Below are 24,428 nucleotides of genomic sequence, written 5' to 3' on the forward strand. Positions count from 1 at the left end.
TTCGGGTTGGATACATCTTAGCACGCTGTCCAATTTTGCCGGACCACTTCAGTGGAAAAGCACGCAGGATTGCTTCAAGTTCTCGATCAATCATCTTCCTCTTGCCTCCCCGAGGTGCCCCTAGCTTCCTAGACGCCTGCCTTGTTGAGTTTCGAATCTCTTGCTTCATAGTCAGCTGGCGACAGCATGCCGTTTTTTGTGTGCTTGCGGGTCGGGTTGTAGAACATCTCGATGTAATCGAACACGTCCTGCCTAGCGGCGTCACGCGTGGGGTACGTCCACCGCCTGATCCGTTCCCGCTTAAAAAGCTGGAAGTGTCCGTCGTCGGGGTTTTTGGGACCAATGACGGCCTAAACTAAGAAAAAGTTTGGCTCATCCAGCAGAAACGGGGCGCTTCAAAGAGAATATCCGGATCGTCCTGATCGGAACACGCGGCAAGTCTGTTGTTCAGTCCAGAAGAAAGGTCTCTACCCTTCCGACGCCCTTGATAAGACTGGTTTTCGAAACTGCGCTGACAGGACGATAGGCCAGTGCATTCAACGTTGCATGCGAAATCTGAATACGGCTTGGATCGCCTGAACTTTCCAACCGACTGGCCAGATTTACGGTTTCGCCCCACACATCATAGACAAATCGTTTTTGTCCGATCAGTCCACCGATTACTGGCCCTGAATTCAAACCGACCCTGATCCTGAGAGGAAGGCCAGAGCCAAAATCTTCTGACATGACCTTGATCAGTCCACGCGCGAATTCTAATGCTCGGTCGGCGTGATCAATCTGCGGCTCTGGTACACCTGCGACTGCCATGTATGCATCCCCGAGGGTTTTGATTTTTTCGATCCCGAACTGATCTGCCAATTTGTCAAAAGCAGAGAACAAATCGTGCAAAAGACTGACCAGGTCGTTCGGGTCTGTGCGTGCGACCATTGGTGTGAAATCTACGATATCTGCAAAGATGATCGTTGCATTGTCAAACCTGTCCGCAATAACTTTTTCGCCTGCCGCAAGACGCTTGATAACCATTTCTGGCAACATCGAGAGGAGCAGCCCGTCAGCGCGCGCTTTCTCAAATTCAATCTGGGCGAGGAATTCGCGTTCTCGAGCGCGCCAGCGCACGCGCTCTAGGCAACTCTCGACCCGAGCAAAAAGAAGGATCGGATCTACTGGTTTCTGTAAGTAGTCTTCTGCGCCTGCAGTTATGCATTTTACAACAGCCCGGATATCTTTGAGCCCGGTCACCATAACAACCGCCATATCGCGCCAACGCGGGGCTCCCTTCAGGCGCTCGAGAAGGTCAATTCCGTTCATGTCAGGCATCAGAATATCAACCAACGCGACTTCGAAATCATTTGTCTGCAATAGATCAAGCGCTTCGCGGGCCGAGCCTGCTGTCGTTACGATATGGCCCCTGTTTGTCAGATTGCGCCGCATCAATTCTCGATTGGCTTCGATATCGTCGATCACCAAAATCCGACCTGCCGTGCTGTCTGGGGCAACGGTCGTATGGGACAGCGATTGCGCGAGCGCCTCTGCGATATCGGCATCGGACTTCTCGCCCTCCAACCCCTCCAGATCTCCTCGGGAGAACTCCACCAAGCCGTCAAGCTGCTCCAATACGCGTCCGCACTCGCTTACAACCATGCGAATGTCAGCTTCGATGCTTGGATCAAGCTGGCCTTCGGTCTCCTCAAGTATCAGTTCAGAATAGCCCAATATGGCATTTATCGGGGTACGAAGATCATGGCGTAAGGTTGTATCATCGAGCTGCGAAGCATTTGCATTTCCCTCAGATGACAAAAGTTTCTTGATCATTGCGTCGAGTGAGCGAGCGGCCTGCAAAACAGTTTGTGCATCATCATAGACAACTGCTTTGCCGTCGCGTTTTAGCGCTGCAACGATCAGCGTCTGAAACCCCAGGATCGTTTCGGCGGGCTCAGCGAGACGCTGAACTATTCTGGCTGATAGCGCCTGTTGGCTTATCTGTTCAGCCTCGCTCACTTTCGTCAATTCGCTATCAGCTTATTGATTTGATCAAGGAGCTCTGGAAGGTCGATCGGTTTGGTGTGAAATGCATTGCACCCTGCATCCATAGCGTTTTTGCGGTCGGTATCCATCGCATGTGCAGTGAGTGCGATTATCGGTATTTGTGCAGTGTGCGCATCGCCTTTGATCGCGCGGGTCGCTTGCCAGCCATCCAAGACCGGTAAGCTCATATCCATCAAGATGAGGTCAGGCATTTCGCTGGTGGCCTGTTCTACGCCCGCCTGACCATCGCGCGCAGTGACGATTTCGAAACCCTTTCGGATCAACCGCCGCGACAGCATGTCGAGGTTCATATCATTATCTTCAACAATTAAGATTTTAGTCATGACTTAAAGCCTCCTTCGTCGGCAGTATTCGTGAGGTTGCGGCGTATAGCAGCCATGAGATCTGCGCGACCAGTTTGCCCCTTTATGACGATATCCCGCGCATTAGACTGTAGCCAGTCGATTTCCTCACGGGTGAGGTCTTTTGAGGTGGCAATGATAACCGGGAGATCTTGGAACTCATCGCGCTTGCGCAAGCTGCGCAGCGTTTCAAAGCCATCAAGGTTCGGCATCATAAGGTCGAGCACCATGATTGTCGGAATTTTGATCTCCAATTGCGCCAAAGCCCGAACGCCGTCTGACGCCTCGCGAACGTCCCAGCCCTCTCGCACAAGGATGCGCCGAAAAAGAGCCCTGCTAGCAGGATCATCATCTACAACCAAAACTTCACGGTTTGACCCACCTGCAAAGGCGCTCAGCGTGTCGATCAGGTGCTGGGGATTGATTGGTTTGGTCATATGATCCACGGCACCAAACGCGAGCCCCATGTCGCGATCTCCTAGTACTGTTGCCAAAATTACTGGGATTTCGCACAGCTCGGGATCAGCTTTTAGCGCATTCAGAACTGACCAACCGTCGCGCCCGGGCATAATGATATCAAGGACAATCGCATCGGGGCGGTGCTTCTCGGCTAGTTCAAGGCCCGCGTGCGCATCCGCGGCCGTGATCGCCGTAAATCCTTCGGCAGTCAGAAGCTCGGTCATTGATTGTCGAATTTTTGGATCGTCATCGATCACAAGAATGCATCCGCCCGAGCCTTGACGCTCATGCGCTGTCGTTTCAATTACCGTTGCCTGAGTGTGCTTTGGGAAGTTGAGTGTGAACGCAGACCCCTTGCCAGGTTCGGTTTCAACGTCGACCGAACCTCCGACCATCTCGGTGAATTGCTTAACAATCGCAAGGCCAAGCCCGGTCCCACCATAGTTTCGGGTAGTCGAACTGTCGGCCTGCGTGAACGGCTCAAACAGATGTTCTTTCTGCTCTTGAGTCATGCCGATCCCATCATCGCGGATCGTGAATTTGATGGTGTCGTCGCTGTCCTCCACGATCAATTCGATTTGACCAGATTTGGTGAACTTAGCAGCATTGGAAAGCAGATTAAAAAGGTTCTGGCGCAGCTTTGTCTTGTCAGTTTCCATTTCGATGAGGGGTGTGTCGATGCGCGTCAGCAGTGTGTTTGCGTTCTTGTTGATGATAGGTTTGATGGTGGCAGCCACATCTTCGATCAAGGGAGCAATTTCAAAACGCTCGATATAGACTTCCATTTTGCCAGCTTCGATCTTTGACAAATCAAGAATATCATTGATCAACGCCAAAAGGTGATGGCCGGAATTCTTAATCCTTTCCAAGTCTTCTATGCTGGAAATGTCCCCAGCATCCTGAGAGTCATCGATCAGCATTTCGCTGTATCCAATGATGGCGTTCAGGGGCGTGCGCAATTCATGGCTCATAGACGCAAGGAAACGGCTTTTTGCTTCATTCGCGGTCTCAGCGTCCTCCCGAGCAACCTCAAGTTCGGCCTGTTTTTCAATCAAGTCCGAGATGTCACTATATACAGCAACTGTGCCGCCATCCGGTGTTTTGCTTTTTGTAACATGCAACCAAACGCCGTTTATCCGCACTTCGCTGCGTCTGGTGTTTAGCTTCTTGTGATTGCGCAGCCTGTCTTCCGTCCACTGCTCTAGCGTTGAATCTCCGATAATGTCGGGATCGGACTCGGCTTGCGCTGCGAGAATGTCCAGAAACGCGGTGCCTGGCTGGATTAAGGGGGCGATGTTGGAAAACATGCTGCGATAGCGCTGATTTGTAAGTAAGAGGCAATCGTTCGCATCAAAGAGCGCGAAGCCGTCGGGGATGGTCTCGATTGCGGTGAGGATAGTCATCCGCTGAATTTCAGCTTCAGCCTCTAACTGCCTGCGGTAACGCTGGCTTTCTTGCAGCGCGCGTACAGTGCTTGACATGCGTCCCAGTTCGTCAGTGCCCTCCGGGGGCAATTCCACATCCTCCGCGCCGGAATTTAGTTCAGATATTGCCCGGTTGATCCCTCTGAGGGGTGTCAAAATAGAGCGAAGTACCCGCCACGTGAGATAGGTGCCCCCGATGAGAATAAAGGCACAGGCAATGACTGCACGCACCATCGAACGCTGCGCAGATTTGATTGCAGCCTGCTCGCTTTCAGCGGCCTCCATCGCAAGGTCACGCACCAGCTCTTTTAGAGCACTGTCAACGGTATCACTGCTGAGACGGGCCTGCGCAGACAACGTGTTGCCGATGACCCGTTGATCTTCTGTATACGCATCAGCCGCCTTAATTGCTGCAATGACATAGTTTTGAACACCTTGTCTGATTTGCGATGTAGCTTCGGGCGCAAACCCTTCAATTTCAGTAAGTTTACTATCAAGCTTTTCACGTGCGGCTATCGCCCGACGCTCTGAAAGGGTAAGTAAGCTTACAGATAGATCGGTCCACCAGTACCGCATTTCGCCAAAGTTTCTATCTGCTTCGGCAGCGAGTTCAAGATTATGAAACCGCTCGGTCGACAGTGCGATCCGTTTTTGGTTTTGCCGCAGATCCCACGCCAATACGACAGTGCTGATAACAAGTGTCGACAAAAGGATCGCCGATAACGAGCTTATTTTAAAGGTAATGCTGTTCTGCGAGATCCTTGCAAATAAGTCCCTGCGCGCTTTAACAGTCATCTTTTAAGAGTAATGCTGATTGCGCCCGCAAGATCGCCCACTGCACCACCTTCCTTAGGAAATCCTGTCAAATCCACCTCGCCTTTCGGCCCTCCATGGCAGGACAGGCAGGAAGCGCCGTAGTATTCGGGGATAAGCATACGAAAAATTGGCCCTTCGCCAGTGACGAGTTCCTCGTAAAATGCGGTGCCACGTGTCCAGTCGGGGCTCTCAAACTTCTCGGTTAGCACCGCTGCTTCCCATGCATCTGGTCGGGCCTTGCGATTGCGCACAAGGTCATATGGTGCGGTGACCTTCACCTTCGCAAGGGCGCCTTGTTTTTCTACAAAACGCTCGTTTACGAGCCTTGCAAAAACAGCAGGGATAAAACCTTTAAAGGCCATGCCTTTTGAATTAATCAGGGTCTGGTTTTCATCTATCACTTCCACCATTGACGCCAACTGCGCCTCAGTAAGCATTTGTTGCTGGGGGGTCAGGCCAGTTTCAAGCGGCATCGCGCCATGAAGCTCTAGATATTTGCTCTCGACGGCTTTTAGAAAAGTTGCGCTGTCTAGCCCTTTGTCACCGACTAACGGGTCATTGATCGTATCTTGATTGTCGGAAATCACCCCGCGACCAACCCGCAAAAGTGACGCAAGCCGCTCTCCTTCATCGGCAAGGGTGCTCAGGCCGCCTTCTGCGGCCGCTTTCTGCGGTTCTAGTGCGAAAAACACTGGTAACGAAAGGAGGAGAAGGAGCCAAAATCGGTCCATTTGAAAATTCCTTGATGAAAAAGCTACCTTGGCCATCATGGGTGCTTTGCTAGCTTCGGTAAAGGGTAGAGTGCTTGCCCCTCTGAATTCGCTTATAACTTATCATTTTTAAACACATATTGCATAATTAGGAAGCAAGTTGCACAGCCAAACCCTTTGACAGCTTGTGCTAGTCTGTTGATTTAAATGCGTGGGTCTTGCACTGTAGGAGCGCCTGATTTTACGGCATTTTCATTCGTTGGATTTAAGTATTGGAAAGATCTCTTTTTGGCTTCATTTGGAAGCACTCCAAATATGATCAGCTAACATTGCTTGCAGTGACCCTGACACTGTTCCCGTTGCTATATCTGACGCTAGAACTCCCCAAACGCATAATCAATGACGCCATCGGGGCCAGCACCGACACAGTAACCGTCTTCGGTGTCGATCTTTCCCAGATCACATATCTGTTTGTCTTGTGTGGGGTATTTCTAGCGGCTGTGCTCGTGCACGGATTGATGAAAATGCGGATCAACACAATGAAAGGCGCGCTGTCCGAGCGTCTGCTTCGGCGTTTTCGCTATACTCTGATTGCCCGCATCCTGCGTTTTCCTGCGCCCTATTTCAGCCGCACAAGCCAAGGTGAGCTTGTGTCGATGGTGACATCAGAGGCAGAACCAATGGGGGGATTGATGGGTGACGCCGTCGCTCAACCCGTATTGCAAGCTGGGCAAATGCTGACGATTTTGGGGTTCTTGTTTCTTCAGGACGTCGCTTTTGGTCTTGCCGCCTGTGCCCTTATACCGTTTCAGGCGTGGCTCATCCCAAAGCTGCAACGGCAAGTAAATATGTTGAACATCCGCAGGGTAGTACAAGTGCGCGCCCTGGCCGCGGAAATTGGCGCAAGTGCCGAGGGAGCGATCGCGCTACGGACACATGGCGGCTGGCGATACCGTTTGGCGATGTTCTCGGACCGATTGGGAAAGCTCTATTTCATAAGGTTCGAAGTTTTTCAGAAGAAATTCTTCATGAAGTTTCTCAACAACTTCATAACCCAACTCACGCCGTTCTTTTTCTATGCGGTGGGGGGGTATCTGGTCATACAGGGCGATATTACGATTGGTGCCTTGGTTGCTGCGTTGGCCGCATACAAAGACCTTAGCTCTCCCTGGAAGGAATTGCTGGCCTACTACAATCAACATCAGGACATGTCGGTAAGGTGGTCCACCATAACAGAACGGTTTGCACCGCCCGGAATGATTGATGCCGCGCTCTTTGAACATCATCCGACCGAAATGCCCTCACTTGCCGGCGACATAGAGCTATCCGGAGTATTTGCGCGTGATGGAGACGGTGAGGTTGTACTGGATGACATCACCATCACATTTCCCGCAGGCAAATGCATTGCCGTCACTGCGCAGGCCGATGAAGATCGCCGCGCCTTGTCAGCCTTGCTGACTCGTGAACTGGTGCCTTCAACGGGCAAGATTACAATTGCCGGTTTCGATCTATTGGGTCTGCATCAGGCTACGATTGCTTCGCGCATCGGCCATGCAACGTCTCACCCTGTTCTGTTTGCAGGCAACTTCGAAGACAACATGCTGATGCCATTGCGCGATAGGCCTGTGGGTTCTACTCCGCAAACCGAGATCATCCTCGAAAGCTTGCGCGCCGGGAATAGCACAGAGACGCTGGATTCCGATTGGCTGAACCTGAAAACAGCGGCGGTATCAGATACCGATGAGTTGCGCGATTGGTGGCTAGAGTTGGTGAATGGCATGGGCAGCGCCGATGCTCTCTTCCACCGCGGGCTGGATCAGCGATTTGATCCGGAGCAACATCGTGTGCTTGCCAAGGCATTGATCGATATTCGCCCTGAGGTGGCCAAAGCTATCGCCAAAGGGCAACTTGACGACTATGTTTGGACGATTGATGATGCAACCTATAACCCTGCGTTCCCGGTTATTGACAACCTGCTTTTTGCAACGCCGCGCGAACCGATGACAGCGGACGTATTGGCAGAGCACACCAAATTTCTCGATCTGCTGGCGGAACTAAATCTTGAAGAAGGCTTGATGCAACTGGCCATCGACATGGTAGAAATGATACGGCAGATTTTCGGGGTGGATGGCGCGGATCACCCGTTGTTCCGCAGGTTGGATTTGCAGGCCAAATCCTATGAGACGGCGCTTACTCTCATAGAAAAGAAAAAGGGTCGCAAGGTTCTCACGAACCTGGAGAAGGCCCAGCTGTTGATCGTGCCGTTTTCTATCTCGGCAGAGATTATCGGGCCGTCTTTTCCAATCGAAATCACTGAAAAGGTCCTCAAAATGCGCGCCACGCATGGGGCAGCGCTTAGGGAAAGCATGAAGGACATATTTGCGTCTCTGTCCCCAGATCGGCCTGTCGCTGGATTAGGCGTTCTGGAAAACGCTCTGTTTGGAAAAACCTCTCAGACTGCAGGGCGCAAGGGCGAAGAACTGAACATCATCGTTGGGAATGTACTTCGTGAGGCTGGGCTGGACGCTCTGATCCTTGGACTGATCTTCGACATGCCGATCCGGTTGGGCGGCGGAAATTTGGCGACCCAAATCGCCGAACCTTTGGCCGTCAGTCGCGCCACCATCAAACGACCTGACATTCTTATCCTCGAGTCCGTTTTCAACAGCCATCCGTCTTCTTACCGGCAGACCATGTATAAAAACATGGCCTCATTACTTCCAAATACGACGATAATTTGCCTGGAAGCCTCCTTTGAGGACACGAGCCAATTCGACATGCACGTTGAGATGCGACATGGCCGTATCTTCACCGAAGCGGACGCGAGTGCAGACGAGGCTGGCGGCACTATTAGCGCGGATCAGGCAAAGAAGATGCGCGTACTGGAACAAGCCGACCTGTTCAACGGTTTGGAACGCAAGCAGTTGAGACTACTTGCGTTCGGTGCGCGTTGGCACACAGCGAAGGCGGGGGAATACCTGTTTTACAAAGACGATGATCCCTCAAGCGGTGCTTATCTTATCATTGAAGGGAAGGCGGATTTACTACTGCCGCAATCTATCGGAGAGGATACGGTCGTCACGGAAGTAGGCCCTGGCGCGTTGGTTGGCGAATTGGGATTAATCCGCAATGTACCACGAGCTTTGGACATGCGGGCTGCAACGGACATGACCAGTTTGCGGATCGGTGCCGAAGAATTTCTAGCTGTCGTCGAGCATGACGCCGCCACGGCCTATAAACTTTTACAGGTAGTTGCTGGCTACGTTGCGAAATAAGTCTGGAAGGCTCATGTGAACAATACTTGGCGCATCCACAAACGACAGTCGTTCTTGAACGTCACCAGCCTTTGCGAGTGAGCGAGGGTGGCCTACCCTACGACGTCCAAAACTTCAAAAAGCATGACTGAATGTCAGTTGAACGCAAACGGCTAACGTAGCCTAAGCCTGAAACCAACGCAGGTGGAGCCTACTGGTAGAAATCTTTCCGTTACACCCCTTCCCTTTCGACAGCACTTTGCAAAGCCGGATGCCGTCAACAAGTTCAATAAGGCGACGCTATTCTTGGAAAGCTACAAGAGCGTAGTCTCATGAAACGTCTTTAATAACCTAAGCGCGATATGGGGATCGGCGGCTAGTTCGGATGATTTGAAAGTGTTCTCACCAAGTTGGGAAAACCCTGGCGTTTTCTCGAGGACACCAGAGCTAATCGACTTGAAGCCCATGGACCAGCCGCCAAAATTACGCTCGGGAAGCGCGCGTTCGCGCAACAGTGTGATGTCTTTATGACGCGTATCTTTTTCGATGCGATCATAGGTGCTCATCACTGCATTTCTCTCACCTTCAAGCAACTGCATGAAACTCCCCTCTTTGTAGAGCAACATACCAGTGACGTCGTTCTTCAGGTTCTTCATACGGCAATTTTCCAGCAGATTTTCCAGTTCGCTGTCGTCCATGAGATGGGAAGCAGTGCTTGTATAAATCAGAAAATGCATAGCCAGACGCTCCTATTATGTCGGTGTCTACGTTGGTGCTAGTGCCCGAGGGAACAAATGGATTATACCTCATGACAGTCAATACGTCGATGTTTTCCAGGATCAGATTGCCCAACGATTGAAAAGTTTGCGCTGCTGGGTCAGGCTCGGATCCGTTCGATCCAAATTGATCATCGTATTACGTTTGGTAGGGCTCATCGCTTCAGCCCCTGTAATAAGAAATCGTTTTCGACCGCCAGTTTCCCGACCTTGTCGTGTAGTTCTTTGACTTTAATTTCATTGCCCTCGGCCTTCCTGACATTATCAGAAAACAGACCCGCTAGGCCGTCAATGGCCTGACGCTTCCACGCAGTGACCTGCATCGGGTGAATCGTGTGCCTGTCCGAAAAACTGCTACTTTTCGTCATTCGTGTATTCTGTCGTCAGTTTTGGATACATCTTACCACACTGTCCGATTTTGCCGGACCATTTCAATCGATTATGCACCACGCGCACAACTGAAGCGAAAGATCTAATCCAACATAACATTCCATCGTCTGTCTCTCCATTTCACAGCCATCCTGTGATCTTAACGGGAGCTCAATCTCAGTGAATGGTCAGCCCAGTTATGCATGCTTCCCGACAATACGGTCCCCAGCGCTCACGGCCCATAGCGGTCTTTCGCCAACTGTCTCAACGCATGTTGTCGGCTCTCTTGCAAATTTGGATCGACCTTTACTGCTCGGCAATCACCTTTGGCCGACTATAGATCAGCTTTCGTTCGCAGAAATACACAGACAACGACTGCGATTACTCGGTTCGATAATGACTGCGAGGGCCCCAGAATGCGGAACTCGATGTTTTGATATCTAGGAAAAAATGAAATGACATTAGTCGTGCCGCTTCTGCAGTAGTAGGGATGCCAGTCCAAGAAGTGCCGAAACCACGATCAGGAGCAACGATACTGCGTTCAGCACTGGCGTCGAACCTAGCTTTAATCTGTCAAACATCGTAATTGTCAGTGGTGCATCTGATCCGACAAGCATTAGTGTCGTGTTAAAATTCTCAAAGCTCATCAGCACTGCGACCACACCCGCCGCCGCCATCGCTGGGTACAGAAACGGTAAAGTAATCGCGCGCACGGCCCCCCAATGAGTGGCTCCTAGGTTCAGCGCTGCCTCTTCGAGACTTGGATCGAACTTCTGTAAACGGGCAGAAATCACCAGCGTCGCAAAAGTCGTGATAAACGAAAATTGCCCCAGAACGACAAGGATCAGCCCGGGGCGCAGCCCGTCAAACCACATGCCTGTCGCGTCTTCGAGGTAATTGGCCACAGTTGACGAGAAGACGAGAATGGAAATCCCGAGGATGATCCCGGGGATGATGAGCGGCAGGAGCATAAGGATATAGAGGACGCTCTTCCCGCGGAACTCGTGCCTCAAGAATAGGAACGCGTTGCAGGTGCCCACGAAAACCGCCAGCAACGAAACCCAAAATGCCACAACACCCGAAGTGATTAAGGACCGCAGGATCGGGCGCTCATGGAACACCCCGATATAGGGCGCGTCGGTGCCGAAAAACCATGCCCACGTGAACCCTTCCCAAGGTAACGAAGGAAACACACTGTCATTAAAGGCGAAGGCACAAACGGTTGCCAAGGGGAGCGCCAGATAAATGAAGAACAGCGTGACATAGGCCCGATAAGACCACTTGAAGGCGCGACTTTGAGGGATGCCGGCAATCATGTCTGCGCCATCGTCTTGCCCAAAGATTGTCCCGTCAACTTAAGGCCGATAAAGACAATCAATGACGACAAACCTAGCAATAGGAACCCAAAGGCTGATCCCAGTTCCCAATTGAACCGCGTGATGAACTGGCTGTAAATCATGCCTGTAAACCACAAGCTGTCCTTGCCGCCCAAAAGGATCGGCGTCAGGTAATTTCCGAGGCTTAGCATGAACACCACGATGCAGCCGGACACGATGCCGGGCATGGCATGAGGGATGACAATCTGGCGCAGAATGCCAAACCCGCTGGCGCCCAGATCGTAGCCCGCTTCGATTAGGCTATCGTCGAGGCTGTCCAGCGTGGTTACCAGCGGCACAACCATAAACAGCATCGAAGTGTAAACGAGCCCCGTCATAATTGCCGCATCATTGTAAAGCATCTCAACAGGACCCGCTGCGAGCCCAAGATATTGAAGCGCATTTGAAAGCACTCCCGTTTCTCGCAGCAAGATCATCCAGCCAAATGTCCGAACCAACTCACTGACCCAAAACGGGATCAGGCACATAAGGAACAACGTCGTCTTGGTCCGTCCGCGTGTCAGTTTGGCGATGTAATACGCGATGGGAAAGCCGATAAGCAGCGTCAAGATTGTCGCCGCAATCGACATATAGGCCGTGCGCGCAAATGTGTTCCAATAGAGCGGCTCGTTCAGAAATACAGCGTAGTTGGCAAAGCTGGTTTCATACTCACGCACGCCGACCTTTTCACGCAGCGACACCAGAAACATGCCGACATGCGGTAAAATGATCAGGGTCACGAGCCAGATCAGGAGCGGTGCCATCAAGAGCCAAAATGCCAGTTTTGAGCGATCAGTCGCCATTCCGTCCTCCTGTCGCGGCGTAGACCCGCGTTTGCTGATGCTCCCACCGAAAATGGATCAGGTCACCACGCGACAGGTCACGAAACTCGCCTGTTTGTGGAAGAGCCACACTCATCTCTGCGCCCGTCTGCTGGTCGCGCAGAATGAGCTGGCTGTTTGCGCCGTTGAACAACACATTTTCAACTTTCCCCTGCCCGGAATTACCCAAACCCGAGATATCCTGCTCCTTTCGCGACAACCGCACCGCTTCGGGCCGCACAAAAACATCGACCTTATCACCGATTGCGAGCCCACCAGATGCATCCATCCCGCGCAACTCTTGCCCCTGCGCCGTCGCCATCTGAAGGCCGTCGCCAGAGCGGTTCTTGATCGTGGCCGAAAATCGGTTCGCTTCGCCGACGAACCCAGCAACAAATGCCGTCGAGGGCTCGTAATAAAGCTCCTTCGCGGTGCCAGTCTGCTCGAACTCACCGTTGTTCATAACTGCAATCTGGTCACTCATAACAAGCGCCTCTGATTGGTCATGCGTGATGTACACAAAGGTCGTGTTGAATTCTGATTGCAGCTGTTTCAGTTCGATCTTCATGTGCTCTCGCAACTTCAGATCTAGCGCCCCCAAGGGTTCGTCCAGCAACAAGACATCGGGCTCCAGAACCATGCAGCGAGCGATCGCAACGCGCTGCTTTTGCCCGCCGGAAAGGGAACTGACGGGACGATCTGCCACGCCACCAAGCCCAACACGCTCCAGCACGCGGGTTACCTGTTTCTCGATATCGGTTTTGTTTACGCCGCGCTGACGCAACCCAAACCCGACATTTGCCCCGATATTCATCATCGGGAACAAGGCAAGATGCTGAAATACCATAGATACGGGGCGCTTGTTCGGAGGAACATCCAGCACCGACTTGCCCTTGATCAACAAATCCCCGCTGGTCGGTTTTTGGAAACCCGCGATCATCCTGAGCAATGTGGTTTTGCCACACCCAGACGGTCCTAAAATCGAAAAGAACGTGCCCTGCGGTACACTCAAAGAGACGTCTCTCACCGCTTTGAAACTATCGAAGCTTTTTGATAGTGTACAGCATTCAAGATCGGGAGTTTCAGTTATCATTTTCGCGCCTTCATAAAAAACGGGAAGCGCGAAATCCGCGCTCCCCCATCGCCAAGCTCACCGTCATTAATTGGCTGCGTTGATCCGGTCCAAGGCCGCACCCTCAAGTGCTTCCAGACCTGCTGGTACAGACGGATACCACTTGATGTTGTCGATTGCTTCTTGTGGGAAGCTGGCCTGATACTTGGCTTTCAATGCGTCATCCACGCCGGCATCCCCCCCTTGTGAAGCGGTAAAGTTGCCAGCCGATGTGGTGATCATCGCAGCAATTTCCGGCTGCATGACAAAGTTGATCCATGCATAAGCCGCCTCATCTGCACGTCCGCGCGCCGGCAATACAAATGTATCGATCCAGCCTAGCGCACCAGATTTTGGTGCAACAAAAGTGATGTCTGCATTGTCATCGTTCAGCTGCCATCCGCCTGTATCCCAAGCCATTGCCGCGACGATTTCGCCAGAGCGCATCAGGTTCTTCAACTCGTCGCCGCCATCCCAATACGTTTTGACGTGTGGTTTGCAGTCCACCAACTTGGCCTCAACCTGAGAAAGAATGTCTGCGTAGGCCGCTTCATCGCCGTAGGCGGCAAACGGGTCCAGCCCCATCGCGAATGCAAATCCAATCAGCGTTGGGCGCTTGAGACGGTAAGACACTTTGCCAGCCACAGATTCATTACACAGGTCGGTGTAGTCCAACACATCAGGGGCCATCGCTGTGTTCACAACCAGACCACTTGTGCCCCAAACATGCGGCACCGCGAATACATCGTCGCCGATCATCGTGTTGCCCTTGGTCGCTTCCAGCATGGAAGGGATGAACAGGCTGGCGTCGATCTTCGACATATCAAGCGGCTTGTAGATCTCGAACTCGGCCTGCGGGCCTGCAATCCGGTCTTGGCTTGGCTGCGCAAGATCAAAGCCACCCCCGTTGGTGGCGCGCAGTTTGGCGATCATTTCTTCGTTGTTTGACTTTGTCACTTCGACAGTGTGGCCTGTCTGCGCTTCGAACAATTCAATAACTTCGTCTGGCGCGTAGCCGCCCCACGTCAACAAGCGCAAAGCCTCGGCGTTCGCTGCCACCGATGACATTGCCAGTGCAGCAACAGTTGATAGGATCAGGTTCAATTTCATCTTAGTTCTCCAAATTTTGTCAGCCAACAGGTGAATTACCCGTAGGACCCAAGTCGTGTGTCACAGCCTGTAAGTCGACGGTATGACACTGAAATGACGTCGATGTTTTTGCGGGTTTCCTTCAGATATTAGTGCACCTATCGCCCGCGGAAGCAATTGTTTTCATTTTCACTGCGGATGTCCCCGCCACCAAACTCACGTGAACTTCCGAAATAGTTTGGTTTGATCGAACATATCCTCTAAAGCCTCCATCCGTTGTTTCGTCTCGTCCCACCTCAGGTTCTGAACCGATGAAATCATCGTCTCCAGAAGCAGCATCGTCGTTGCTGCCGAATCCCAGGCCGACGGAACGATGATCCGACAGCTTAGACAAACATCGGCAAGTTGATGCACAGGCGAGCGCCATTGGTCCGTAAAAAGAATAATCTTGGCACCACGGGCATGAGCCATTTCGGCCAGCTTCAGAGTGTTGTTTTCGTAGCGACGCACATCGAAGATGACAAAGACATCTCCCTTCTTCGCATTCAACAAATAATGCGGCCACGTATTTGATGTAGACTGAACATGGGTCAAATTCGGGCGAATTACCTGCATGTGCAAAAAGAAATACTCAGCCAAAGTGTGCGTAATCCGGCCGCCGACAATAAAAAGCTGGCGCGACTGATCTGCGACCAGATCGCACGCCTCATCAAAGGCAACAGGGTCGATTTGGCCAAGGGTCAGACGGATGTTCTCAATCACCGCTTCCGTAAACCTGTTCAGCAGATGCTCTGACGGAACAGCCTCGGCCCAAGTGTCATGTTTGGCGATGGGGTCTTTGACTTTCGCCTTCAGTTCTTCGCGCAACTCAGCCTGAAAATCAGGATAACCTTTGTAGCCAAGTTTTTGCACCATCCGCGCCACGGTTGGCACCGAAACATTGGCGCCTTTTGCCAAAGATGACAGCGGGCCCAGCCCTGATGCGGGGTAATTTTCAAGAATGGAAAGCGCCAGCTGCCGCTCAGCGCGAGTCAGATCATCCAGCTTTTGCTGTATGCGATCAGATATAGTTTGCATCTCTTCGGGCATTCGATCTCCATTCTGCTTACTTTTGTAACAAAGAAATTCCTCCTGTTAAATAATTTTCTAAAACTTTGTTGACAAGCGTCGCTGTGAGCAAGCACGTTAACCTCAGGGAACTTTAAATGAATCATAAGCAACACTCTTCGTCTGGCGATCTTGTGACCGTCGAAAACGCACAGGGCCAATCCTGTGTGGTGATCGTATGCGAACATGCTAGTTGCTATATTCCTGACGCTTTCAACAATCTTGGGTTGCCCGTCGACGCTCTGCAAAGTCATGCCGCTTGGGACCCCGGTGCGCTTGGTGTGGCGCGCAGGATGTCTGCCCGGATGGATGCCGCCCTCGTGGCATCTGGGGTTTCGAGGCTGATATACGATTGCAACCGACCGCCGACCGCGAATGACGCGATGCCTGCGCAGAGCGAGACAATCAAAGTTCCGGGAAACATCGGCCTAACAGCGGACCAGCGTCGCGACCGAACCAACCGCTACTACGTACCGTTTCACGATCACCTGTCCAAAACAATCGCCGCAACACCAAATGCCGTCATTGCGACCATCCACAGCTTTACACCGGTTTTTCATGGACAGGCTCGCGCAGTGGAAATTGGCATTTTGCACGACATTGATACGCGGCTTGCCGATATTATGCTGCAATTGGCGCCCGCTCATACCAATGCAAACGTCCAGTGCAACGCGCCTTACGGCCCCGAGCACGGTGTGACCCATACGTTGAAAGAACACGCGATCAAAGCAGGCCATTTGAACGTGATGATCGAAATTCGCAATGACCTCATTCAGACACCCGAACAACAAAACGCAATGGCAGACACCATTGCCAGCTGGCTGTCGGAAAGCTTAGCAAAACTGAAATCCGCAAGGGATGTTAAATGATAGGCTTCATGTACCGCTACATTCGCACAGTAGAAGCGTTAAACTACCGCGTCGGGCGCGTGATGATGTATGGCATCTTCGTCATTATGGGCATTTTGCTGATCTCCTCGGTGAACAAAACCTTTTTCACCCCTACCCTTTGGACGCTTGAATTGGCGCAGTTCGCGATGGTTGCCTATTACGTGTTGGGCGGTCCTTATTCGATCCAGCTTGGCTCAAATGTGCGGATGGATTTGCTCTACGGGGAATGGTCGAACCGTAAGAAGGCTTGGGTCGATCTGGTCACCATTTTGTTTCTCATATTCTATCTCGTCGTGCTGATTTATGGCGCGGTCAGCTCGACCGCTTATTCCCTGGGCTACTGGGGGACCGAGCCATTTTCATTCTTCGGCGGCCTCATAACGGGCGCCGAAGAAATCGGCCACATGGAAAGATCATCCAGCGCTTGGCGCCCCTACCTTTGGCCAATTAAAACTGTGATGATCATCGGGATATTTCTCATGTTGCTGCAATGCATTTCCGAACTGTTGAAAGATGTATTGCGCCTCAAAGGGGAAGAAATCTGATGTCATATGAATTGATTGCCACACTAATGTTTTCATCAATGATGCTGATGCTTCTTACAGGGCAACGCGTTTTTGGTGCCATCGGCTTTGTCGCGGTTGTCGCGTCCCTTCTGCTTTGGGGGGATCGGGGCGGTTTCGATATCGGGTTCGCAGCCGCCATGAAACTGATGAAATGGTATCCACTCCTGACCCTGCCGATGTTCATTTTCATGGGCTACGTGCTTTCCGAAAGCAAAATTGCCGACGATCTCTATAAAATGTTTCACGTCTGGATGGGCGGCCTTCAAGGCGGGCTGGCGATCGGGACTATCGGATTGATGGTGCTGATTTCGGCCATGAACGGGCTTAGCGTCGCGGGGATGGCCATCGGCGCCACAATCGCGCTGCCTGAACTGCTAAAGCGTGGTTACGATAAACGAATGGTAACCGGGGTGATCCAGGCTGGATCAAGCCTAGGGATTCTGGTGCCTCCCTCCGTCGTGCTGGTGCTCTATGCGATGATTGCGCGGCAACCAGTGGGGCAACTGTGGCTTGCAGGCGTGATACCCGGCCTGATGATGGCAGCGATGTTCATCATTTATATTATGGTGCGATGCTGGAAAAATCCCGAGTTGGGGCCAATCCTGTCCGCCGAAGAACGCGATATGCCCCGATCAGAAAAGCTACGGCTTCTCACCGCTGGTCTTTTGCCTGTCGGCATCTTCGCAGTGATGATGGTGCCCTTTATTAACGGCTGGACGTCGCTGGTTGAAAGCTCCGCCATCGGTGCCCTCGCCGCGTTTTTAGCCGCCGTATTAAAAGGCCGCATGACGCGCGAGGTGTTCGAGAACTCCCTGCGCAATACATTAAGCATCACCTGTATGTTCATGTGGATTATTCTTGCAGCCCTCGCCTTTGGGGCCGTTTTTGATGGGCTGGGCGCAGTCAAAGCGATTGAGAGCCTCTTCACCGAACGCTTGGGCCTGTCCCCTTGGGTGATCCTCATCCTGATGCAATTATCGTTTATTCTGATGGGGACATTTCTGGACGATACGGCCATGCTGGTGATCGTCGCCCCGCTTTATGTCCCGCTGGTCGGCGCACTTGGGTTCGATTTGGTCTGGTATGGAATTCTCTATACGATCACCTGCCAGATCGCATATATGACTCCGCCCTTTGGCTATAACCTGTTCTTAATGCGCGCCATGGCCCCGCCCGAGATATCGATCCAAGACATCTACCGCTCAATCGTGCCGTTCGTTTTGGTCATGGTTGGAGCGCTAGCCCTCGTGATGATCTTTCCTCAATTGGCGCTTTGGCTGCCCAATTACATTTACGATAACTAATCCAAGAAGACTTCGGCAACGGAGCGATCAATTCAACCAAGGAGAAAACCATGACTACGAGACGCACATTCCTACGCACAGCCGCCTTGGGCGGTACTGCTGCTGCGCTTGCTGCACCAACGGTGGCGCGCGCTCAATCAGCCATCAAATGGCGTTTTCAGACCTATGCGGGTGCTGCACTTGGCGAGCATGTGACCAAACCTGTAATTGATTACATCAACAAAGCTGCGAACGGTGAACTTGAGATTGAACTGTTCTACGCGGACCAAATCGTTCCGACTGGCGAGCTGTTCCAAGCGCTTCAGCGTGGCACAATCGACGCGGTGCATTCCGACGACGACTCGATGGCATCACCGACACCGTTGCAACAATTCGGCGGCTACTTCCCGCTAGCAACCAAACACTCGCTCGATGTGCCTGTGCTGTTTGAACAATACGGGTTGGCCGATATCTGGCGCGAAGAATATGCCAAAGTTGGTGTTACCTGGCTGTCGGCGGCGGGCCAAGATCCGTGTAACTTTAACACCAAAAAAGAGATCACCTCGCTTGAAGATCTTGAAGGTCTCAAGCTGTATACCTTCCCGACTGCAGGCCGCTTCTTGTCCCAATTCGGCGTTGTGCCGGTCTCGATCCCTTACGAGGACGCAGAGGTTGCGGTGCAAACCGGAGAGCTTGACGGCATGGCATGGTCCGGCATCACCGAGGACTACACTGTCGGTTGGGCGGACGTCACCGATTACTTCCTGACCAACAACATCTCGGGTGCTTGGATCGGGTCGTTCTTCGTGAACCAGCAAGTTTGGGCCGACCTGCCAGAGCATCTTAAAGCAATCGTTATGGCCGGCATCGAAGCAGGGCACACCTACCGCAATCAATGGTATTGGGGCGGTGAGGCCCGCCTACGTGCACAAGGCGACAAGTTGCAACTGCGATCAATCCCACAAGAAGAATGGGCTGTGGTTGAGGATGCGGCAAAGGTCTTCTGGAGTGAAGTCGCCGAAGAAAGCGAAATCAACGCCAAAATCGTTCAAACTTTCCGTGATTATAACGACGTCATCGGCAAGGCTGGACCTCCCTACACTTTCGGGTAATTAGCATTAAGGGCCAGCGCGAATTTTCGTGCTGGCCACCACTTGTCGGAGCAACGCCATGACAAACCCACACGATTTCAAGTCTCTAAAAAAAATGGTTGATTCCGGCGAGATCGACACCGTTCTGGTGTGTTTTGTCGATATGCAGGGCCGCCTCATGGGCAAACGGTTTCATGCAGTAAACTTTGTTGAAACGTCTTTCAAAGAAACCCACTGCTGCAACTACTTGCTGGCGACGGATCTAGAGATGGCCACGCCGAGCGGTTATGCCTCTACCAGTTGGGAAAGCGGATATGGCGATTATGTCATGGCCCCGGACCTTAGCACGATCCGGCCCGTTCCATGGCTTGAAGGCACCGCGTTGGTGCTTTGCGACATCCTTGATCATCATACGCACGAACCGGTTTCGCATGCCCCGCGCGCCATGCTCAAAAAGCAGATCAAGCGCCTTGAGGCTTTGGGACTAGAGGCCAAAATGGCGACCGAGCTGGAGTTTTTCTTGTTCGCGAAAAGCCTGAATGACATTCGCAAAGATGGCTTCCGCAACCTAGAGCCGATTAGCGGCTACAACGAAGATTACAACATTTTCCAGACCACTAAAGAAGAAGGCATCATGCGGCCGATCCGCAACCATCTCTTTGCTGCTGGTCTGCCGATTGAAAATTCGAAGGGTGAAGCCGAAGCGGGTCAAGAAGAGCTTAACATACGTTACTCCCCTGCCCTCGATTGCGCCGATTACCATTCCATCGCCAAACATGCGATCAAGGAAATTTCGTGGCAGCACGGCCATGCCGCTACCTTCTTGTCAAAGTGGGATAAAGACCGTGTAGGCTCTTCCAGCCACGTCCACCAATCGCTTTGGAAAGACGGCGAGGCTGCGTTTTTCGACAAATCTCAGCCCCACGGTATGTCAAAATTGATGGGCCACTATATGGCTGGCCTTATCAAATATGCGCCCGACTATACCTATTTTCTGGCGCCCTACGTGAACAGTTACAAACGGTTTGCCAAAGGCACCTTTGCGCCCACCAAAACCGTCTGGTCCGTAGACAACCGCACAGCAGGCTTCCGCTTGTGCGGTGAAAATACCAAAGGCGTGCGTGTTGAATGTCGTATTGGCGGCTCCGATCTAAACCCCTATCTGGCACAGGCTGTGATGCTCGCCGCTGGGATCAAAGGGATCGAAGACGCAATTGAGCTTTCTCCTGCGACCACGGGTGATGTTTACGAGGACGCTAAAGCCGCAGACATCCCGCAAACGTTGCGCGCAGCAACAGAAACTCTGCGCAATTCCGCTTTCTTGCGCGAAGCGATGGGGGATGATGTTATCGATCACTACACGCGCGCCGCTGAGTGGGAACAAGAAGAATTTGACCGCGCTGTCACCGATTGGGAAATCGCGCGCGGCTTTGAAAGGGCTTAATTCAATGACTATCCAGTGCATCTCTCCCATTGACGGGTCTGTCTATGCCGAGCGCGAGACCTTAACCCGCTCGCAAGCTGACGCCGCGGTCGCACGCGCTAAATCGGCGCAAACGGCATGGGCCGCGCGTCCGTTGGCGGAGCGCATCTCCCTTGTGCAAGCGGGCGTTGCCGCTGTTGGCGCTATGAACGATGAGATCGTGCCAGAAATCGCCCATCAAATGGGGCGTCCTGTCCGCTATGGCGGCGAGTTTGGCGGCTTTAACGAGCGTGCAAGCTATATGGCAGAAATTGCCCAAGACGCGCTTGCCCCTATCGTGGTCGAGGACAGCGACGCATTCCGCCGCGTGATCAAACGCATCCCGCACGGCCTCGTACTGGTCGTCGCCCCTTGGAATTACCCCTACATGACCGCCATTAACACCGTGGCACCCGCTTTGATCGCGGGCAATGCCGTGATGTTGAAACACGCCTCGCAAACCCCGTTGGTGGGCGAGCGTATGGCCGCTGCTTTCCATTCTGCGGGCATTCCAGAAGATGTGTTTCAAAACGTCTTCCTGGATCACACGACCACGTCGGCCCTGATCGCAGACCGTGCGTTTGGGTTTGTGAATTTCACCGGCTCCGTAGGCGGTGGCAAAGCGATGGAAGTAGCGGCCGCCAGAACCTTCACAGGCATCGGCCTAGAGCTTGGTGGCAAAGACCCCGGCTACGTCATGGAAGACGCCAACCTTGACGCTGCCGTAGACACATTGATCGATGGTGCGATGTTCAACTCCGGCCAATGTTGTTGCGGCATCGAGCGGATTTACGTTCACGAAAGCCTGTTCGATCGCTTTGTCGAAAAAGCCGTGGCGATCGTCAACGGTTACAAACTCGGCAACCCGCTCGATCCAGAAACTACGCTCGGCCCGATGGCCCATGTCCGCTTTGCAGACGAGGTCCGCGCACAAACCGCCGAGGCGATTGCCGATGGCGCAAAAGCGCATATTGATCCGGCCAGCTTTCCTATGGATGGCGGCGCATATCTGATGCCGCAGATATTGACCAATGTGACCCATGATATGCGCGTGATGAGGGAAGAAAGCTTTGGCCCTGTTGTTGGCATCATGTCCGTGAAAGACGATGCAGAAGCCATTCGATTGATGAACGACAGCAACTTTGGCCTGACGGCTTCACTTTGGACCCAAGACACCGTGCGTGCGGAGGCCATTGCGGATCAGATCGAAACCGGCACCGTATTTATGAACCGCGCCGATTACCTAGATCCAGGTCTATGCTGGACGGGCTGCAAAGACACCGGACGCGGCGGCGGATTATCCGTTATCGGATACCACAATCTGACACGCCCAAAATCTTACCATATGAAAAAGGTCTAATGACGATGAGCATCACTGCAAATTGGTCCTACCCAACCGCAATCCGTTTCGGCGCAGGCCGTATTTCGGAAATTGCCGACGCCTGCAACGTGGCGGGCATCAAGAAGCCTCTTCTTGTGACTGATCGTGGCTTGGCTAACATGGACATCACAACCAAGACGCTTGACCTGCTAGAAGCAGCGGGCCTTGGCCGCGCGATGTTTAGCGATGTCGACCCGAACCCAAATGAAAAGAACGCCGCGGCTGGTGTGAAAGCTTACCGCGAGGGCGGGCATGACGGTGTCGTCGCATTTGGCGGTGGGTCTGGGCTTGATCTGGGCAAGCTCGTGGCGTTTTTGGCGGGGCAAACGCGGCCACTGTGGGATTTTGAAGATATCGGCGACTGGTGGAAGCGCGCCGACGCGAGTGCAATTGCCCCTATCGTCGCGGTGCCAACAACAGCGGGCACAGGGTCAGAAGTGGGCCGTGCCTCTGTCATCACCAATTCCGAGACGTCCGAGAAAAAGATTATTTTTCACCCGAAGTTCCTTCCGACTGTCGTGATATGCGACCCTGAGCTAACTGTCGGGATGCCTAAGTTTATCACGGCCGGCACTGGCCTTGACGCCTTCGCACATTGCGTCGAGGCGTTTTGCTCTCCGCACTACCACCCGATGTCGCAAGGCATGGCGTTGGAAGGGATGCGCTTGGTCAAAGAATACCTGCCCCGCGCCTATGCCGACGGAACCGATATCGAGGCGCGCGCGCATATGATGTCCGCCGCAGCGATGGGGGCAACCGCGTTTCAAAAGGGGCTGGGCGCGATCCATGCTTTGTCGCACCCGATAGGCGCAATTTACCATACGCATCACGGCACTACGAACGCTGTTTGCATGCCCGCAGTCCTACAATTCAACCGCCCCGCAATCACTGATGTGATGGGACACGCGGCCAATTACCTTGGCATTTCAGGCGGCTTTGATGGGTTCTGCGATTACGTCGACACGCTCAACGCCTCGTTGGGAATTCCTCTAAAGCTATCTGGTCTTGGTGTTGAAAACCCGGATATCGACCGCATTGTTGCGGGTGCGTTGATTGACCCAAGCACTGGCGGCAACCCCATCGAAATGACGAAAGAGAATACGACAAAGCTGCTGCTTGAGATCGTTTAAGCAGTAAGCTCACGAAATCTGACGATGCCCGACAATGACGTTGATTTGATCGTCGTGGGGGCGGGCATCGCCAGCATATCGTCGCCGCTTTGAGCGCCCCGAAAACTCAAAGCGTCATGTCTCAATAAACGCATACCTCACTGAGACTATCGTGCGGAGTATTCGGTCGTTTTTTAAATTTTGCGTTTCTCGGTGACGCTGGCCAGCTCTTTTTGACCTGCTTGAGCTCAGCCGCCAACTCCAACCAAGCATCACAAACGCGGGCTGGCTTCAAAAGCTAATACATCGCTGGTTAGGGTCAAAGTCAAAATAGTAAACACTGCGTATTTTTTACCAATTTAATCATGTAGAATTCCCTTCAATTCACAGAGTAACTGAACGATAGGCTCTGACGTCAGACACTCTGTTATATTCAGTGGATCTGATGGAGAAGAACCCCTGTCGAAATTCTAAACATTGCGTAGCATGAGCCCTTGAGGGGAAGTCAGTTGCCCAGCGGGCCACCAGAAATATTTGGATAGATCGTGTGGATTTTGACTTTCCGAGTCTTCGCGAAACCTCAGTGCGCGACAGCAAAATCTGACGTTCGATTGTCAAAATATACTGGCATGAATGAGTTGAGCACGACCGGAGATCACATAGGCAGGGGTTCTACCCTTGTTCCTAAAATTACATGGGCCAAATCCATTTGGTGTCTCTGTATCAAGTTCTTCGAATGAAAATGCGCTGGAAACCCCCTCCGACAACATCAATCAGTATGAAAGCCGCTGGGATCACAACCAAGATTAAGTTTGTTGATGTAATGAGCCCGCCAAACACGACGCCTCCCATTAGTTGACGAAAACTTGGGTCTCCTTCGACCAAGCTCAGAGGGTAATCCCCCCATTTTTAGCGGGGTGCGGTCGTAGAACTCACGCGGCCATTTT

General features: G+C 52.6%; 19 protein-coding genes and 1 pseudogene. 8 read left to right on the forward strand and 12 right to left on the reverse strand.

Features of this window, described 5'->3' with window-relative positions; translation table 11 throughout:
• Window positions 1-128: 128 nt before the first annotated feature.
• From V7730_RS17495 to V7730_RS17515, 5 genes and pseudogenes are all read right to left on the reverse strand, one after another.
• Window positions 129-323 (reverse strand): annotated as a pseudogene (locus V7730_RS17495) (IS3 family transposase); the annotation flags it as partial.
• A 124-nt stretch (window positions 324-447) separates the two neighbouring features.
• Entirely contained in the window at window positions 448-1,998 is a 1,551-nt protein-coding gene (locus V7730_RS17500) for an adenylate/guanylate cyclase domain-containing protein (RefSeq protein ID WP_335748898.1), read from the reverse strand.
• A gap of 5 nt (window positions 1,999-2,003) precedes the next feature.
• The gene (locus V7730_RS17505; RefSeq protein ID WP_335748880.1) at window positions 2,004-2,369 is read right to left on the reverse strand and encodes a response regulator; all 366 of its coding nucleotides are present in this window, start codon (window positions 2,367-2,369) and stop codon (window positions 2,004-2,006) included.
• Window positions 2,366-4,978 carry a response regulator gene (locus tag V7730_RS17510; RefSeq protein WP_335748881.1) on the reverse strand — a complete coding sequence of 871 codons (2,613 nt, stop codon included), beginning with the start codon at window positions 4,976-4,978 and terminating at the stop codon, window positions 2,366-2,368. The genes V7730_RS17505 and V7730_RS17510 overlap by 4 nt, the downstream gene beginning before the upstream one ends.
• A gap of 83 nt (window positions 4,979-5,061) precedes the next feature.
• A complete protein-coding gene (locus tag V7730_RS17515) occupies window positions 5,062-5,856 on the reverse strand; it encodes a Tll0287-like domain-containing protein (protein WP_335748882.1) in 795 nt (264 codons plus the stop codon).
• A 212-nt stretch (window positions 5,857-6,068) separates the two neighbouring features.
• Between V7730_RS17515 and V7730_RS17520 the strand changes: the two genes are divergently transcribed.
• Window positions 6,069-9,071 carry an ABC transporter transmembrane domain-containing protein gene (locus tag V7730_RS17520; protein WP_335748883.1) on the forward strand — a complete coding sequence of 1,001 codons (3,003 nt, stop codon included), beginning with the start codon at window positions 6,069-6,071 and terminating at the stop codon, window positions 9,069-9,071.
• A gap of 293 nt (window positions 9,072-9,364) precedes the next feature.
• Here the strand turns inward: V7730_RS17520 and V7730_RS17525 are convergent, their stop codons facing one another.
• From V7730_RS17525 to V7730_RS17555, 7 genes are all read right to left on the reverse strand, one after another.
• Window positions 9,365-9,787, reverse strand: a complete 423-nt coding sequence (locus V7730_RS17525; RefSeq protein WP_335748884.1) for a BLUF domain-containing protein — start codon at window positions 9,785-9,787, stop codon at window positions 9,365-9,367.
• 194 nt (window positions 9,788-9,981) lie between these two features.
• Window positions 9,982-10,194 (reverse strand): hypothetical protein, encoded by a 213-nt coding sequence (locus V7730_RS17530; protein ID WP_335748885.1) that lies wholly within the window; start codon window positions 10,192-10,194, stop codon window positions 9,982-9,984.
• 462 nt (window positions 10,195-10,656) lie between these two features.
• A complete protein-coding gene (locus V7730_RS17535) occupies window positions 10,657-11,511 on the reverse strand; it encodes an ABC transporter permease (protein WP_335748886.1) in 855 nt (284 codons plus the stop codon).
• A complete protein-coding gene (locus V7730_RS17540; RefSeq protein WP_335748887.1) occupies window positions 11,508-12,374 on the reverse strand; it encodes an ABC transporter permease in 867 nt (288 codons plus the stop codon). Before V7730_RS17540 ends, V7730_RS17535 begins: the two co-directional genes overlap by 4 nt.
• On the reverse strand, window positions 12,364-13,485 hold the full coding sequence (locus tag V7730_RS17545) for an ABC transporter ATP-binding protein (protein ID WP_335748888.1): 1,122 nt from the start codon (window positions 13,483-13,485) through the stop codon (window positions 12,364-12,366). The genes V7730_RS17540 and V7730_RS17545 overlap by 11 nt, the downstream gene beginning before the upstream one ends.
• 66 nt (window positions 13,486-13,551) lie before the next feature.
• Window positions 13,552-14,613 carry an extracellular solute-binding protein gene (locus tag V7730_RS17550; RefSeq protein WP_335748889.1) on the reverse strand — a complete coding sequence of 354 codons (1,062 nt, stop codon included), beginning with the start codon at window positions 14,611-14,613 and terminating at the stop codon, window positions 13,552-13,554.
• Window positions 14,614-14,808: 195 nt separating this feature from the next.
• Entirely contained in the window at window positions 14,809-15,681 is an 873-nt protein-coding gene (locus V7730_RS17555) for a MurR/RpiR family transcriptional regulator (RefSeq protein WP_335748890.1), read from the reverse strand.
• A gap of 116 nt (window positions 15,682-15,797) precedes the next feature.
• Here V7730_RS17555 and V7730_RS17560 point away from each other — a divergent pair, with 116 nt between their 5' ends.
• The 7 genes from V7730_RS17560 to V7730_RS17590 are packed head-to-tail and all read left to right on the forward strand — an operon-like array spanning window position 15,798 to window position 23,502.
• The gene (locus V7730_RS17560; protein ID WP_335748891.1) at window positions 15,798-16,568 is read left to right on the forward strand and encodes an N-formylglutamate amidohydrolase; all 771 of its coding nucleotides are present in this window, start codon (window positions 15,798-15,800) and stop codon (window positions 16,566-16,568) included.
• Window positions 16,565-17,134, forward strand: a complete 570-nt coding sequence (locus V7730_RS17565) for a TRAP transporter small permease subunit (RefSeq protein WP_335748892.1) — start codon at window positions 16,565-16,567, stop codon at window positions 17,132-17,134. The genes V7730_RS17560 and V7730_RS17565 overlap by 4 nt, the downstream gene beginning before the upstream one ends.
• A complete protein-coding gene (locus tag V7730_RS17570; protein WP_335748893.1) occupies window positions 17,134-18,459 on the forward strand; it encodes a TRAP transporter large permease in 1,326 nt (441 codons plus the stop codon). The genes V7730_RS17565 and V7730_RS17570 overlap by 1 nt, the downstream gene beginning before the upstream one ends.
• A 50-nt stretch (window positions 18,460-18,509) precedes the next feature.
• Window positions 18,510-19,550 carry a TRAP transporter substrate-binding protein gene (locus tag V7730_RS17575; RefSeq protein ID WP_335748894.1) on the forward strand — a complete coding sequence of 347 codons (1,041 nt, stop codon included), beginning with the start codon at window positions 18,510-18,512 and terminating at the stop codon, window positions 19,548-19,550.
• A 58-nt stretch (window positions 19,551-19,608) separates the two neighbouring features.
• Window positions 19,609-20,973 carry a glutamine synthetase family protein gene (locus V7730_RS17580; protein ID WP_335748895.1) on the forward strand — a complete coding sequence of 455 codons (1,365 nt, stop codon included), beginning with the start codon at window positions 19,609-19,611 and terminating at the stop codon, window positions 20,971-20,973.
• Between the two features lie 4 nt (window positions 20,974-20,977).
• Entirely contained in the window at window positions 20,978-22,351 is a 1,374-nt protein-coding gene (locus tag V7730_RS17585) for an aldehyde dehydrogenase family protein (RefSeq protein WP_335748896.1), read from the forward strand.
• Between the two features lie 5 nt (window positions 22,352-22,356).
• A complete protein-coding gene (locus V7730_RS17590) occupies window positions 22,357-23,502 on the forward strand; it encodes an iron-containing alcohol dehydrogenase (RefSeq protein ID WP_335748897.1) in 1,146 nt (381 codons plus the stop codon).
• Window positions 23,503-24,428 lie beyond the last annotated feature (926 nt).

Origin of the sequence: Sulfitobacter sp. (assembly GCF_036961165.1) — a bacterium.
Lineage (GTDB): Bacteria > Pseudomonadota > Alphaproteobacteria > Rhodobacterales > Rhodobacteraceae > Sulfitobacter.

What these genes read in the sequence shown, in the direction of transcription:
- V7730_RS17590 (WP_335748897.1), top strand. Translation starts at nt 22,357, where the DNA reads ATGAGCATCACTGCAAATTGGTCCTACCCAACCGCAATCCGTTTCGGC.
- V7730_RS17535 (WP_335748886.1), bottom strand. Translation starts at nt 11,511, where the DNA reads ATGATTGCCGGCATCCCTCAAAGTCGCGCCTTCAAGTGGTCTTATCGG.
- V7730_RS17570 (WP_335748893.1), top strand. Translation starts at nt 17,134, where the DNA reads ATGTCATATGAATTGATTGCCACACTAATGTTTTCATCAATGATGCTG.
- V7730_RS17560 (WP_335748891.1), top strand. Translation starts at nt 15,798, where the DNA reads ATGAATCATAAGCAACACTCTTCGTCTGGCGATCTTGTGACCGTCGAA.
- V7730_RS17580 (WP_335748895.1), top strand. Translation starts at nt 19,609, where the DNA reads ATGACAAACCCACACGATTTCAAGTCTCTAAAAAAAATGGTTGATTCC.
- V7730_RS17575 (WP_335748894.1), top strand. Translation starts at nt 18,510, where the DNA reads ATGACTACGAGACGCACATTCCTACGCACAGCCGCCTTGGGCGGTACT.
- V7730_RS17585 (WP_335748896.1), top strand. Translation starts at nt 20,978, where the DNA reads ATGACTATCCAGTGCATCTCTCCCATTGACGGGTCTGTCTATGCCGAG.
- V7730_RS17530 (WP_335748885.1), bottom strand. Translation starts at nt 10,194, where the DNA reads ATGACGAAAAGTAGCAGTTTTTCGGACAGGCACACGATTCACCCGATG.
- V7730_RS17555 (WP_335748890.1), bottom strand. Translation starts at nt 15,681, where the DNA reads ATGCCCGAAGAGATGCAAACTATATCTGATCGCATACAGCAAAAGCTG.
- V7730_RS17525 (WP_335748884.1), bottom strand. Translation starts at nt 9,787, where the DNA reads ATGCATTTTCTGATTTATACAAGCACTGCTTCCCATCTCATGGACGAC.
- V7730_RS17550 (WP_335748889.1), bottom strand. Translation starts at nt 14,613, where the DNA reads ATGAAATTGAACCTGATCCTATCAACTGTTGCTGCACTGGCAATGTCA.
- V7730_RS17505 (WP_335748880.1), bottom strand. Translation starts at nt 2,369, where the DNA reads ATGACTAAAATCTTAATTGTTGAAGATAATGATATGAACCTCGACATG.
- V7730_RS17565 (WP_335748892.1), top strand. Translation starts at nt 16,565, where the DNA reads ATGATAGGCTTCATGTACCGCTACATTCGCACAGTAGAAGCGTTAAAC.
- V7730_RS17515 (WP_335748882.1), bottom strand. Translation starts at nt 5,856, where the DNA reads ATGATGGCCAAGGTAGCTTTTTCATCAAGGAATTTTCAAATGGACCGA.
- V7730_RS17540 (WP_335748887.1), bottom strand. Translation starts at nt 12,374, where the DNA reads ATGGCGACTGATCGCTCAAAACTGGCATTTTGGCTCTTGATGGCACCG.
- V7730_RS17545 (WP_335748888.1), bottom strand. Translation starts at nt 13,485, where the DNA reads ATGATAACTGAAACTCCCGATCTTGAATGCTGTACACTATCAAAAAGC.